Consider the following 13,960-nt stretch of genomic DNA (forward strand, 5'->3'; position numbering starts at 1 on the left):
AATAGATGTATTGAAATAAATTAAGGGTTTGAGATTGATGGCTACGGAAAAAAGACAACAGGCAACAGATCAAAAAGCATCGAAGGTTGAACTTGCTGTTTTTAATTTGGACAGCGTACACACGGTAACTGACCTGCAAATGATTGCCAAGCAAATCCAGCTTTATTTACAGGTATGTGGCAATACTAGTTTAGAACAATTACAAGGTAGTGCAAATACGGCAACGGTAGCCAATATTTTTGCTTTAACAGGCAGTGTGCTGGATTTAATTTTATACGCGACTGACAGCAAGACAGAGGATGCTGCAGTACAACAGGGTGCATTGCTCGCTGCAAATTTAATTGGTTTATTTGCGGAACCAAGCAATGAAGCACATGCGCGTATGGCATTACGTCCGATGTTTGGTCTAATGTCACAATGTTTATATCCAGAAAATGGAAAAATTAAAGAAGCGGATATTAAACGCTTGGGCCTGCATCTGAATGCGATGGTCGCAGGTGATTTAGAAAAGTTTTTACAAGAAACGCAAGCCAAATTAGCGACCTTGCTCTCACAGGCAACGATCTTAGGCAGCAGTATTCTTACGAGTTTGTCCGTGCCTGCGACACCAATAAGTGCGAGCATGACTGCAACGTCGGCAGGTGTGACAGCCGAGAAAAGAGACCCCAAACTTAAATTTAGCAATTGGGCTGCACCACTGATTGATTTAATCGGTAAACCGAGTCAGGCAGATTTAAACCCTAAACTACAACCAAATATTCAAACACGCCTGCAACAAGAAGCAATACAAGCAATCGCAACCTTAAGCCAGACTTTACAGCAGCAAGCCAATGCAGGGCAGAAATACAGCTTGGCCTGGTTATTACAACAAACTTTAACTGCGATTCAGGCCAGCGAAAATAAAGGCAATGCCAGTGTGCCGATTAACCAGACGGGAGAATATGAGCGCCATACCAAAGGGGATACCTTAGAGTTTGTGAGCTTACAGGCAGATGCGTTGAATGCACCGCCTTGTGAAGGTAATGGTTCAGAGACGGGTCAGAGTATCAGTTATTCAATTGGCACAGAGCGGGTTCAGCATGCCGATTTCTATTTACCTAAAGTTGGTTTTGTATTTAGCCGCCAATATAACTCGCAAATGGATGAGTTTGATCAGGGGATGATGGGTGCTCGTTGGATGATGCCTTTTTCCAATGTGATCCTGCCAAAGCCACAAGGTTATATCTTCATTGATGCGAAGGGGCGTAAACATGCCTTACCATCCACGATTTTGCAGCAGGCTTACACGGTTCCTTTTGAGGGAATGACAGTTCACCCAATTGAAAATGGTGATTTATTATTAAATTTTGGTGGTGACTGGAGTTTCCATTTTCATCAATTTGGTCTTGGTCAGCCCTATCATTTAATCCAACAATTCAATGAAAACACCAATGAAAAAATTAGCCTAAGTTACCTTTTGGCAGATGGTGTTGCTTATCTTCAAGCTATTGATTTCCAGTTTGAACAGGCTCAGCACCAACTAAAATTTGCTTTTAATGAGCAAGTTAAGATTATTGCTGTATTTGTGGATGATCAAATTGAGCCTTGGGCACGCTATCACTATGATGCACAAGGTAATCTGATCACAGCTTTCGATCAAAATGGGCACGCACGTCAATACGAATATAATCAGGCGCATCAGCTAACGCGCTATACCGATCGTACAGGCCGTGGACAAAATATTCGCTATGAATCGACGTTGCCAAATGCCAAAGCCATTGAAGAATGGGCGGATGACGGCAGTTTCCATACCAAACTGAAATGGCATCCGCGTTTACGTCAAGTTGCAGTTTACGATGCCTATGATGTACCAACCTATTATTATTTCGATCTGGATGGTTTTACCTATCGTACTCGTTTAGCCGATGGTCGAGAGTCTTGGTATTCTCGTGACGGTGAAAAACGCATCACCCGACAGATTGACTTTGAAGGTCGGGAAACTCAGCAAGAATATAATGATCAGGGCCAACTGGCGAAAATTGTACAGCCGAATGGTGGTGTGATTCGCTTTGCTTATGATGAACAAGGCAATTTAACCGAGACCAAAGATCCAGAAGGCAATATCTGGAAACGTGAATATGATGCACAAGGCAATGTCAGTAAAGAGATTAATCCTTTAGGTCATGTCACTCAATATAAATACAATAGCAATAATCAAGTGGTGGAAGTGATTGATGCCAAAGGAGGTATCAAGAAAATCCAATATAATGATCAAGGGCAAATGCTGTCTTATACTGATTGTTCGGGCAAAAGCAGTACATGGGAATATGATGAGGAAGGTGATCTAAGTGCCCAGCAAGCGGCAAATGAACAGAAAGTTCAATATCTGTATAGTATGCAAGGTAAAGATAAAGGGCAACTTCAAGCGATTGTTTATCCAGATGGCTTGAAAGAACTATTTGAGCATGATCAAGAAGGGCGTCTACTCAAACACACCGATACCAATGGCTTAACCACTCAATATCAATACAATACTGTCGGCCTGTTAGAACAACGCATTGATGCCAATCAACACCGTGTGGGCTATCAATGGGATAAGCAGGGTCGTATCCAAAAACTTATTAACCAGAATCAGGCTGAATACCAGTTCAGCTATAACAAGTTTGGTCAGTTAGTTCGTGAACAAGCATTTGATGGTGAAGAAAAGCAATATAGCTATAGTGAAAATGGTCTATTATTCCAGATTCGACAACCCAATATTCTGACCGAATTTAGCTATTATGAGGATGGACAGATTGCTTCAAAAACTTATACCAATCTGCATACTCACCAAAGCCAGACAGAGCAATTTGAATATAATTTAAATCAACAATTAAGCTCAGCCAGTAATGCTGAGAGCCAAGTTCAAATGTATCGCAACCAGCTTGGGCAATTGGTGCGTGAACACCAGCATTATAAGATGTTGAATCTAACGGCTGTACTACGTTATGAATATGATGAACTGGGCAATCTGGTTAAAATCATTCGCCCAGATGGACAGCAGCAGACCAATCTGAGCTATGGTTCAGGACATATCTACGGAATTGCGTTTAACCAGCAGGATGTTGTTTCTTTCCAACGTGATGATTTTCATCGTGAAACGGTACGTTTCTTGGCAAATGGTTTGGTACAAACCAAGCATTATAATGATGTCGGGTTATTGATTTCTCAACAGATTGCGCCTGAGCAAGAAACCTCAGATCGACTCCGTTATCAAGCGCATAGGCATTATCATTACGATAAAAACTATTTGCTCACCCAAGTTGAAGACAGTCGTTTAGGACAGCTTAATTATCAATATGATCCGATTGGACGTTTGATTTCAACGCAAAGTCAGCATAAAAACGAGAGTTTTAAGTTCGATCCAGCGGGGAATCTGGTTGACCCAATGAACCAGACAACACATGCCAAAAACAATTTAATCAAGCAGTATCAAGGCAAGCATTATCAATATGATGTACAAGGCAATGTAATTGAAACCACGCAAAATGGTAAAACCTTAAAGCTGACGTGGGACAATCATAACCGCTTAATTCAAAGTAATTTTAATGGGCAAGTAACTCAGTATGGTTATGATGTCTTTGGACGTCGTTTATATAAGAAATCATCAAATCAAGACTTCACCTTATTTGGTTGGGATGGTGATTTGATGATTTGGGAATCTAGCCAAAATTCGAACCATCCCGAGAACAGCTATACTAAACATTATGTTTACGAGCCTGATAGTTTTGTACCGTTAATGCAGGCGGGGGATCAGGGTTTTATTCAGCTCATAGAAACACCTGATTATAGTGAATATCTCAACAAGCCTTATTCGGTTTATAAAGATCCAATTTGGAGCTGCGATACACGTAAGAACCGTGTGGCTTTAGAGCAAACAGCTTTTTATCATTGTGATCAAGTCGGAACACCGCAAACACTGAGCAATGCCGCAGGTGAATGTGTTTGGGAAATTACTCAGGATACATGGGGGACTGCACTGGAGATTCAAATGCTCAATAAGGACAATCCATTTGAGCAGAGTAATCTCAGATTCCAAGGTCAGTATTACGATAATGAAACAGGACTGCATTATAACCGTTATCGTTATTATGAGCCGTATAGTGCAAGGTATATGAGTAAAGATCCGATAGGACTTGAGGGCGGTATGAATACCTCCGCTTATGTAAATAATCCGAATCAATGGATTGATCCAGAAGGGTTGAATAGTTTTAATTATGGTGAAATGTTTGGTATTCCTGCTAGTGCCCAGTCGGGTATAGCATATCAAGGTCAACGGAATTACGATTGTTGGCTAAAAACAGGAAAGCAATGTGAAATAGCCGTAGAGCCACTTTTTGATTATGTTATATGCTCAGGCGGTTTTTCAGTATTAGGAGGTTCTAAAATTTATAATTTGCATAATGGTAATGTCTATAATGCTGGCGGAATCTCATTAACTGGTATGAAAGATGCAAAAGATCATGCTAAAACAGTTGGTGATATTGCTAAAAAAAGTATAGATAATAGTTTTAAAGTTGGTGCTGCAAATTTAAATAAACTGAAGAAAATGTTTAGTGGAAGCTGTATGGCTGGTTATATCCTGAACAAGCCATCAGGCTTAACAAACTCCAAAGCCACAGATGAGTTTTTAACTGGTATGGGAGTTACCCAAAGTGTTGGTTGGTGGGGAGCTAGATTTGGAGTAACAACTCCTGCGGGATCCTTTTTTGATCGGAATGGCCCTGTAGGTGTGGAAGTCGGTATTGGTACGCCAGGAGTTGATATAAGCGTAAGTGATAGTAAACCGACTTTAGTTCGTACACAAGATTAAAGGTTATAGAATGGAAAAAGCATTATATTATATATTTCTCTCTTGTCTTATTATAAGCTGTAATTCTGTAAGTGAGAATGATGTACCTGAGAAAATTGACTTAAAAGAACTTTCTAATGAAATGTTTAAAGAATATAAATATGAATATGATACTGATAGGGAAAAGAGTTCGACTCAACTTTTAGTAGTGAAAATAAAAAAACAAGATTTTTCTAGTAGAGATTATGAGGATGTAAAAAAAGAACTGCTAGATAGAAAGTGGGATTTGGTAGACTCTTATAATAGTTATTATAATTTTTGTAAAACTAACTATTATTCGATAGATATATTGAATCCGATTTATGATAAGCATTATACGCGAGATGGTGAGGAAGTTAATTTTAAAAGTAAAGATTATTGGTATTTTGCACTTTATTATAATAAATTGGGTATTAATAATTGTATGGAGTATTATAGTAAGTGATTATTTTTTTGCTTTGATTTAGCTTGTATGAAAAAAATTGTTTTAATCCTCTCGGTTCTGTTAGTCGGATGTGGTGAAGAAATAGTAGAAAAGCCCTATATAGATAAAGTGAATCAGGATTTTGTAAATGAGGCCAGCATCCTTTTTGATAGTAAAACTCGAGATTTAAAAGGTTACTCATCTTATAGTGCTAATAGGGTTTCATATAAAATTAAAGCAGATGAATTTGATATCAATAATTTCTTAAACAAGAAAGATAAACAATTAAAAGAAATGGGGTGGGAATATTATCAAAAATATAATGAAAGTTATATATTTTGTAGGGGTAAGAGTCAACTTGAAATTGTTGCACCGCGAGTTGTTGTGGGTAATAAAGAATTGGCCGAAGGTTCTGTTGCAATGCAATTAAATGATGATTGGCATGTAATATTTTATAAAGCTAATAATACAACCTCATATATATGTCATAATTATAAATAGAGATGAGTATGTTGAATCTTTTGTTTTTAGGTTATTTTGTAAATGAAAAAAGTATTGAATAAAGCTAGTTTTTTATTTTTTATACTATATCTTTGTTCTTGCACTAGCGTTGAAGAAACTCAACAAGGTAAGTATTTTACACATGTTATTAATCAATACTTTGGGGAATATCAACCAAATGAGAAAATTTGGGTCGATAAGCCAGAAAGTAAATATTCAATTACTAAAATAAAAAAATCAAATCTTTCTTTAAATGATTTTTCTAATATTCGTAAGAAGTTGGAGGTTGATGGTTGGAAACTTATTTCTGATCAAGATAGCTACTATGAGTATTGTTTGGGTGAGAAAATACATATAGGTATACTTTATCCAATACGACCACATCATTACAACCCTGAAGGGCGTGAAGTTAAATATACAGATATTAATGACTGGCTAGTAGGGTTATCTTATGGGGAAAGTGGAGTGAATCAATGTAGAAAAGATGAGATACCCGTAATTAAATTAGATTAATTTAAAAAAATAATTTGAATAAGTTTTGAAATACTATCTTTAGACGTATTCTTAATATTTTCTTGGAGATAATATTAGTAACTATAAAACAATAGAAATAGATTTTGGCTGATAAATAGATGCTGGTGCTGCGATTAGTATTTTATTTTTAACTGTAGGTTAAATATTAAGAGTAAATTTATGAAAGTTATTTCAATATTGTTTTTATCTGTTTTGCTGACTGCATGTTCAAGTACTGAGGAAAAAGAGAAAGATCAATATTTTTATAGTGTAGTTAATAAATACTTTGGGAAGTTCAGACCAAAAGAGAAAGTTTGGATTGATAAGCCTATGAATAAGTACGCCACAGTAGAGGTGAAAAAATCAAAAATGTCATTTGGTAATTTTGAAAATATACAAAAAAAATTGCAAGATGATGGTTGGGTGCTAATATCAAGTCATGATAGTTTTTTTGAATATTGTTTTGGTAAAAAGATATATATGGGAGTGTTGTATCCAATAAATCCAAAACACTATGGTTATGATGGTGAGGAAATAAAATATGAAAATATAAATGAATGGTCAGTTGGATTGTCATATAGCGAAGCAGGGGTTAAGCATTGTATTAAAGACGAAATTCCAGTAATTAATTTGGATTAAATATTTTTTTATATGATAATTGCTTGGATGAGAAAATTTTTTAAAATAAATATTTTGTTGGTTTTTGTTTTGTCTATTTTATCTTGTACAGGCGAACGCGGAAAATCTGAAATGATGAGTTTTGAAGATATCATATCTAAATATTTTGAATCTTATGACCCTGCTTTTGAAGTATCTATTAGGCGCCCTGGAAATCATGCTGGAACAATTTTAATTGATAAGACAAAACTATCAAATGTAGAAATGGATGGGATAAAAAATAAAATAAAATCAGATGGGTGGGTTGAAATGGAGATTTCGGAGAACTATACCTTGTATTGTCTTGGTAATTATCAGCTTATTGGGATTTTGTATCCTAATGATTTGATTGAGAGAAACAAGAAAGGTGAGGAAATTACTTATGAGGATATAAACTCTTGGAATATAGGGTTGTACTATAACAAAAATGGTGTGAATAGTTGTGAGAGATAATTTTTCTAGTTTATTTTTCTACTCCCAGAAAACCAGATGATATGAGTGTAGTAAAATAAATTTTTTATTAAATTGGGAGTTGAACTTTTATCTTGTATGTAATTTTATTTTTTAATTGGATGTGGTGTTATTCCTTTAAAGGAAGTTTGTGAAGTGTTTATGGATTTTGTAGGAGGTACAACTCCTTGCTTTACGTTTATTAAATTAATTAATACTGGGGCAAAAAACAATGAATGGAAATATTAATGAAAGACTAAGAGGTGTAGTCAAAAAAAGTTGTTGCTTACCAGTTTTTTTCTATAACAATACTTGCATTTTTTACAGTGGTTGGTAGTGAGTTTGATCTCAATGTTTTAGTGTTCCTAGGTTTTTTTATTGTGGCTGTATATAGTATGTATATATTAAAAATATTAATTTTTGATGAAAATACTTGCCCAGATTGTAATAAAAGTTTTTTAAAAAAAAGAAGGTGGTCTATCTAATCTTGGATTTAGTATTTATACTAAAAAGTGTACGAATTGTGGATATAAGCTTAAAAAATAATTTAAGCTTATTTTTTAAATTTTACTCTGAGCAAAATGTTGATTTTCATTGTTTTAACTAATTTTATACAGTGTTTTTGTAACTGATTGGAGCAAGAGGTGAGTAGTAATTTGTGAAAAAAATTGTTTTAATCCTCTCATTCTTTTTCATCGGATGTGATAAGAAGGTAGCAGAAAATCCTTATTTAGATCAGGTTAATCAAAGATTTGTTGATGAGGCCAAAGTTTTATTTAATGGTACTGTTGAAGACTTAAGTGCTTATTCTTCATATACTGATAACACTGTGGCATATAAAATTAAAGCAGATAAATTTGATATTAATTTTTTTATGAAAGAAGAGAGTAAAGATTTAAAAAAAATGGGATGGTCTTTCTATAAAAAGTATAATGAAAGTTATATTTTTTGTGATGGGGAAAGACAATTAGAGATAATATCACCTAGAATTGTTTCTAAAAATAAAGTTTTGGTTGAAGGTTCTGCTGGTATGCAGTTGGATAAATTTTGGCATGTTATATTCATGTCACCAAATAATACAAAGCGCTATGTTTGTTATGATTACAAGAAATAATGTTTGAATTTAAATATTTTAATTTTTTAGCAAAGTGTGTATTTATATAATGAAAAATATATATCAATCTTTTTTAATTGTCATACTTTTAACTTCCTGTGCACAGGATGAAAATCTAGAGATTGGAAGAAGTAATCATCCAATTAATATAGAGTTGAAGAGAGAGGCTAAAGATGTTTTTGGAGATAAGCTAGAAAGAGAAAGAAGTTATCAATCATTTTCTTCAAATGATGTTGTTTATAAAATTAGTGCTAGAAATTTAAGTATGGAACAGTTTAAATTCTACAAAAATCAGATACTACCTGAAAAAGGTTGGTTTTTTAGATCAAAAGTTAATGAAGGCTATATATTTTGCCAAGGTTCTCGCCAATTAGAAATAATTCCTCCACAAGTTCTTGCCGGTAACAATGAACTAGGCCGGGGAGATATTGGCAAACAGCTTAAAAAGAATTGGAATATTTTTTTTAGGCATACTGCTAATGGTACTTTAAACGAGTGTTATTTGAGAAGTAAAAGTTAAATATGATACAGATTTTTGAATTTATTTTATAAAATATTTATGGATAAGAAGGAAATGACAAATCACTTTAAGAAATTACTCATTTCTTTAATAGTAGTGCCTCTTTTGAGTTGTTCTTTACTTGAGGAAAAAATGTGTGTACATCGCTTTAATCAGAGAGTGCTGGAACTAAGTAAAGATTTAGGTGTACAAAAAGTGATCAATCGTATTGATCAGAAAATTTTTTGTGGAAACCATCCTTATAGTGATTTTTATAATCGCCTGGATAGTTTATTAGTAGGGTTGAATGAAATTCAACGGGAAGAATTTTATACAGTTTTGTTTTTTGCTGAATTTCATCGCAATGAAAATGGTGGTGAGTATGTTGAATTTTTGAATAAAAATAATATTAATATATATAAACAGTATAAACGAAAAATTAGTGAGCAAAAATTATTAGCTAAAATGAAATATACAGATGAAGAGTGGTTGAATATAAAAGCCTTGGGTGAGATGCTTCATTAATGTATTTTATTAGGATTTATTATATAATCTTGAAATTTTAGTTTGATAGCTAACGTTATAAATTTTTAATTAAATATAAAGGGTATGTTTTGTCTTCTGTAAAATTTTCTTATATTGCTGGTTTCTGGCGCCGATCATTCGCTTTTCTTATTGATTTATTACTGGTAGGAGGTTTCTGCTGGAGTACGATTCGACTTCTCTCTGAGTTTATGTATCCATTTCCAGTTATATCTATTTTTATTGGATATTTCTTTGTTGTTTTGTATTTTGGTTTGTTAAACAGCCACTTACATTCTGGACAAACGTTTGGCAAACAGCTTTTAAAAATCAAAGTGGCTGACACACATGGGAAAGTTCTTGCTGTAATCCCATCATTGCTTCGTTCAGCCCTCTTGTTTGCGCCATCCTGCCTCGTGTCATTAAGTGGTTATTTCCCGATTTTACTGTTATCTGAATTATTCAACCTATTGTTGGTCTGCTTACAAATCCTGATTATTTATTTTTATATTTTTAACCGACAAAACCGCCGTTCACTTCATGACTTCGTTGCGGGTTCAATGGTGATTAATTTAAAAAAAGATGATCAAGAACAGCAAGTTCCTGAGATGTGGGCTAAGCATAAGATTTTTGCAACATTGATTACCTTGGTGTGTTTAGGTACTGGCATATCTTCTTTCAACCTATTTGATCGGGATAATACTGTTGAAATTAACAAGTTTAAGGACATTCAACCAGAAATTATTCATGTAAAACGGATTTCAGAAACGGAAGAAGAATCAGAGACTCAACTCATTTTATTTGATGTACAGATCAATGACCCAGCAAAACTGAATAATTCATTTTTCGCTCAAGCATTTGCAGATCATCTACAGATACTCGAGCCACAGTTAATAAATGACAGCAGTAACATTTCAATTCTTTTGAGCACACGGCTTCAATTTGGCTTAGCCTCATCAATTGATTTAAATATGTACTCAGTTAAAAAAACACAGCAAGGATTAAAAGTAGTAGAAGAGATTTCTACCGTAAATTTTTAAACCATGAAAAAAGCTGAAGCTATCTATGGCATGAATTAAATTCTTTTAATCTGTTTGCACATAGCTTCAGCATCTCGAATCCTGTCCCATTAAACACATTCCGTAAAGACCAACTTTATAGTTTAAGCATTGTTTGTCTGCATGAATTTCTTCATTTTCATATGAGGTTAAACAAGGACGTACAACAATGAAAAAAGCACTGCTTCTCTTGGGTTCAATGGGTGTCTTGGCAAATACGCCAGTCTGGGCCGCCGATATCAGTATCAGTGACCCGAAAACCCAAGCGGGTGAACTGAAACTGACAGGTGCAATCCGTACCCGCTATATCCATAAAGACTATATTGTCGAAGCCAATGAAGGTTCTAAAAATGATGACTGGCAACTGGCCGATATCAAGGCGGTGCTCAGTTATGAAAACCCAGACTGGATTGCATCTATGGATGTACGTTGCTACCAGTATGATCGCTTATGTGATGCATTGTTTTTGAAAGATGCTTGGGCAGGCTATAAATTCTCGGATCAGCAACGGCTGACAGTCGGTTTTCAATCGGTTGATTTCGGCTTTGGTCGACTGTGGGGCAATAGCTATTATGAAACTTTACTCAATACCGTTGGGCTGGAAGACATTCAAAACCTTGGGGTGAAGTACCAGTTTAAGGACAATCGGTATAACTTCATTCTCGGTTTTTACCCGACCGATGGTGGCAATTACAAAGGTACCTCCAAGGATTCCAGCCGCTATAGCGGTAACTTTGTCCAAGCCGATGATCTGACCCAAGGCACCGATATTGATGAAAAGAATATGTGGGTGACACGTTTATCCCGAAAGTTTGAACTAGATCAATCCCAGAATTTCTCCACGGAAATTGGTGGCTCTTACTGGTATTCGGAACTGGAAAATAACCGAACCAATAAAGATGGGCATCGTAGTACATGGAGCATTTTTAGCACCACCAATTATCAGGCATGGCAGTGGTTGTTTTTGGCAGGAGAGCAGGACATTAAAAATGCAGATGATCTTTTGCCAAAAAGCTCGACTATTGGCGCATTTGATTATCCTTATCAGGTCGCCAACAAAGGCAAATATATGGCCAATGAAATTAACTACACCTTTGCCAAGCCTTTTCATCAGTTAGAAAATATTAAACCTTATGTGTCGTATAGCCGTTTTTATAAAGATGAATCAGGCTATCAAGATTCGGATCGCTTAATCGCAGGCCTATATTTTAACTATAAAAAAGTCGGCATACAGGGCGAATATATCTGGAGTCGCAATGACCCAATGACGGGCAGTGGCGCAGATGGACTGGCACAAGGTGACAGCAATCAATGGAATAAATTGTTCTATTTATCGCTGGGTTATTACTTCTAAACTTAGTGTTGAAAAGAGCCAGTCTGTTTGCGATAGACTGGCTTTTTTCGTTTAGGCGGTTCTTAAGATCAAAGCCCCGATTAAAATGATGCACGAGGAGATAATCCGTACTGCATTGAGGCGTTCTTTTAGAATAAAGATTGAGATCAGCGTGGCAAATAAAATCGAGGTTTCTCGTAGTGCGGCAACAATCGCAACCGGTGCAAGTGTCATTGCCCACAGCGCCAAACCATAAGAGAAAAATGAGCCGATTCCACCAATTAAACCTAAATGCCAATTATGTCGAAAATACTCACCCATCTGACGATACTGCATTTTTAGGGCAAAGATAAAAAAGATCAGTCCTGAGAGTACGAAACTCCATAGGATATAGGCAATGGCCGATCCTGCAAGGCGAACGCCATGACCATCCAGCAAGGTATAACCCGCAATCAGCACGGCATTGACTAAGGCCAGACCAATACCTTTGCGTCCCGTTTTGGGCGCAGCCAGAATCATGGATAAAATGCCGACGGAAATGGTGATGATGCCTAGCCATGCATTGAATTGAAGTTGTTCATGCAGCAACAAGGTGCCTAAAACGGCAACAATCAGCGGTGCTGTGCCACGCATTAAGGGATAGGTTAGCCCCATATCGGCCACACGGTAGATTTTAGCCACCATGCCAAAATACAGAATCTGTATTGCAGTTGAAGTCAGAATATAAGGCCAGCTCTCGCGATGCGGCATGGGGAAAAAGGGCAGCAGGAGTGCGGCTAAAACTGCTGCGGATGCAGTGACCAATACTGTGGTTAAAAACTTATTTGTACCCGCTTTTACAATGGCATTCCATGTGGCGTGACATGTTGCCGCAAGTAAAATAAGGCCAAATATTGCCGTGCTCATAAGCTGCCTGTTAATTCATGATCTTGCTAATGTGCATGATAGAGTTGAAAAAAGAAAGTAGGCAGCTTATCGCAATTATAGAAATACTTTCTCTGTATTTGGATTGATCGGCTCAATCGGTTGGATTAACTGACCACGGTTCAGGTTTTGGATATGCTGTAAACGGTTGATCAGTTCATTTTGAATAAACAGGATACAGGTCTGTAGTTTGGATGAGCTTTTTAAACGTGAAGGATACACTGCCCAGACATCGGCATCTTGCCAGTATTCCGGCAAGATATGCTGTAACTGACCGCTAATCAATTCATCTGCCACATCCCAGATCGAACGTAAGATAATGCCATGTCCTTCAATTGCCAACTGGTGAATAATCTCGCCGTTATTGGAAATAAAACGTGGTGTGACATGCACCGAACGATCTTCCGAAGGATGGCGTAATTTCCATAACACTGAGGATTGATCTCGTTCACTGATGGTCAGGCAATCATGATTGCGCAAATCGTCCAGACTTTCAGGCATGCCTTGTTGCAACAAATAGCTGGGCGCAGCGCAGAAAATCCGGAAATTCGACAGCAGTTTTTTGGCAATCATATTCGGGGCAATCTCATTGCCAATGCGAATATCCAGATCAATGCTGTGTTGAATCAGATCTTTGGTGTTGTCGATGGTATCAAACTGAATCTCCAGTTTGGGATACATGGTCATCAGTTTAGACAAAATGGGCGCAACATGTTTACGGCCAAAACCAAAGCTGCTGACAATGTCGAGATGACCGGTGGGCGTGCTTAAGGGGTTATTCACCAGCTCACTGATTTCATCAAATTCATCCAGAATATTGGAGACCCGATCCAGAATCAGTTTGCCATCTTCGGTCAAACTGACATGACGGGTACTGCGGTGGAACAGTTTGCAGTTCAGGTTGGTTTCTAAAATATTGATGCGTTTACTGATAAATGCAGGTGAAACACCGAGTTCCTCCGCTGAGTCGACGAAACTCTTGCGTTTGGCGACTGTGCAAAAAACCTTTAAATCCGATAGGTTAGGTAGATTATTCACGATCCGTGTCCATTGGGGTGATAGTTTTCTTATTGATCATTGCTGCCGAAAACAGCATGTTTACAACTCAGGATATTA

The 13,960-nt window shown here is 36.5% G+C and carries 13 protein-coding genes; 11 read left to right on the forward strand and 2 right to left on the reverse strand.

From position 1 onward, the window contains the following. The first annotated feature begins 37 nt into the window (after window positions 1–37). The 11 genes from J699_RS12840 (at window position 38) to J699_RS12790 (ending at window position 11,941) form a co-directional block, all read left to right on the forward strand. On the forward strand, window positions 38–4,831 hold the full coding sequence (locus tag J699_RS12840) for an RHS repeat-associated core domain-containing protein (protein WP_032882769.1): 4,794 nt from the start codon (window positions 38–40) through the stop codon (window positions 4,829–4,831). A 10-nt stretch (window positions 4,832–4,841) separates the two neighbouring features. After that, complete coding sequence (locus J699_RS12835) at window positions 4,842–5,294, forward strand: hypothetical protein (RefSeq protein WP_032866973.1); 453 nt, start codon at window positions 4,842–4,844, stop codon at window positions 5,292–5,294. Between the two features lie 27 nt (window positions 5,295–5,321). After that, the gene (locus J699_RS12830) at window positions 5,322–5,774 is read left to right on the forward strand and encodes a hypothetical protein (protein ID WP_032866975.1); all 453 of its coding nucleotides are present in this window, start codon (window positions 5,322–5,324) and stop codon (window positions 5,772–5,774) included. Between the two features lie 42 nt (window positions 5,775–5,816). Further along, entirely contained in the window at window positions 5,817–6,287 is a 471-nt protein-coding gene (locus J699_RS12825; RefSeq protein ID WP_032866977.1) for a hypothetical protein, read from the forward strand. A 180-nt stretch (window positions 6,288–6,467) separates the two neighbouring features. After that, on the forward strand, window positions 6,468–6,926 hold the full coding sequence (locus J699_RS12820) for a hypothetical protein (protein ID WP_032866978.1): 459 nt from the start codon (window positions 6,468–6,470) through the stop codon (window positions 6,924–6,926). A gap of 27 nt (window positions 6,927–6,953) precedes the next feature. Continuing rightward, window positions 6,954–7,397 (forward strand): hypothetical protein, encoded by a 444-nt coding sequence (locus J699_RS12815; protein WP_228131906.1) that lies wholly within the window; start codon window positions 6,954–6,956, stop codon window positions 7,395–7,397. A 655-nt stretch (window positions 7,398–8,052) separates the two neighbouring features. Continuing rightward, window positions 8,053–8,508: a hypothetical protein gene (locus J699_RS12810; RefSeq protein WP_032866980.1), complete on the forward strand. Its 456-nt coding sequence runs from the start codon at window positions 8,053–8,055 to the stop codon at window positions 8,506–8,508. Between the two features lie 49 nt (window positions 8,509–8,557). Then, complete coding sequence (locus tag J699_RS12805; protein WP_032866981.1) at window positions 8,558–9,028, forward strand: hypothetical protein; 471 nt, start codon at window positions 8,558–8,560, stop codon at window positions 9,026–9,028. Window positions 9,029–9,082: 54 nt separating this feature from the next. After that, the gene (locus J699_RS12800) at window positions 9,083–9,532 is read left to right on the forward strand and encodes a hypothetical protein (RefSeq protein ID WP_032868230.1); all 450 of its coding nucleotides are present in this window, start codon (window positions 9,083–9,085) and stop codon (window positions 9,530–9,532) included. Between the two features lie 89 nt (window positions 9,533–9,621). Next, complete coding sequence (locus J699_RS12795; protein ID WP_032866982.1) at window positions 9,622–10,569, forward strand: RDD family protein; 948 nt, start codon at window positions 9,622–9,624, stop codon at window positions 10,567–10,569. Window positions 10,570–10,756: 187 nt separating this feature from the next. Next, complete coding sequence (locus J699_RS12790; protein WP_032866983.1) at window positions 10,757–11,941, forward strand: porin; 1,185 nt, start codon at window positions 10,757–10,759, stop codon at window positions 11,939–11,941. A 51-nt stretch (window positions 11,942–11,992) separates the two neighbouring features. Here J699_RS12790 and J699_RS12785 read toward each other — a convergent pair whose 3' ends face one another. Next, on the reverse strand, window positions 11,993–12,826 hold the full coding sequence (locus J699_RS12785) for a DMT family transporter (RefSeq protein ID WP_032866984.1): 834 nt from the start codon (window positions 12,824–12,826) through the stop codon (window positions 11,993–11,995). A 75-nt stretch (window positions 12,827–12,901) separates the two neighbouring features. Beyond that, window positions 12,902–13,882 carry a LysR family transcriptional regulator gene (locus J699_RS12780; RefSeq protein ID WP_032866985.1) on the reverse strand — a complete coding sequence of 327 codons (981 nt, stop codon included), beginning with the start codon at window positions 13,880–13,882 and terminating at the stop codon, window positions 12,902–12,904. Between the last annotated feature and the right edge of the window lie 78 nt (window positions 13,883–13,960).

The organism is Acinetobacter sp. 1000160, assembly GCF_000588715.1.
Classification (GTDB): Bacteria; Pseudomonadota; Gammaproteobacteria; order Pseudomonadales; family Moraxellaceae; genus Acinetobacter; species Acinetobacter courvalinii.

Bases quoted from the DNA above. Each gene is read 5' to 3' on its own strand.
- J699_RS12840 (WP_032882769.1), top strand. From the start codon at position 38: ATGGCTACGGAAAAAAGACAACAGGCAACAGATCAAAAAGCATCGAAG.
- J699_RS12835 (WP_032866973.1), top strand. From the start codon at position 4,842: ATGGAAAAAGCATTATATTATATATTTCTCTCTTGTCTTATTATAAGC.
- J699_RS12830 (WP_032866975.1), top strand. From the start codon at position 5,322: ATGAAAAAAATTGTTTTAATCCTCTCGGTTCTGTTAGTCGGATGTGGT.
- J699_RS12825 (WP_032866977.1), top strand. From the start codon at position 5,817: ATGAAAAAAGTATTGAATAAAGCTAGTTTTTTATTTTTTATACTATAT.
- J699_RS12820 (WP_032866978.1), top strand. From the start codon at position 6,468: ATGAAAGTTATTTCAATATTGTTTTTATCTGTTTTGCTGACTGCATGT.
- J699_RS12815 (WP_228131906.1), top strand. From the start codon at position 6,954: ATGAGAAAATTTTTTAAAATAAATATTTTGTTGGTTTTTGTTTTGTCT.
- J699_RS12805 (WP_032866981.1), top strand. From the start codon at position 8,558: ATGAAAAATATATATCAATCTTTTTTAATTGTCATACTTTTAACTTCC.
- J699_RS12800 (WP_032868230.1), top strand. From the start codon at position 9,083: ATGACAAATCACTTTAAGAAATTACTCATTTCTTTAATAGTAGTGCCT.
- J699_RS12790 (WP_032866983.1), top strand. From the start codon at position 10,757: ATGAAAAAAGCACTGCTTCTCTTGGGTTCAATGGGTGTCTTGGCAAAT.
- J699_RS12785 (WP_032866984.1), bottom strand. From the start codon at position 12,826: ATGAGCACGGCAATATTTGGCCTTATTTTACTTGCGGCAACATGTCAC.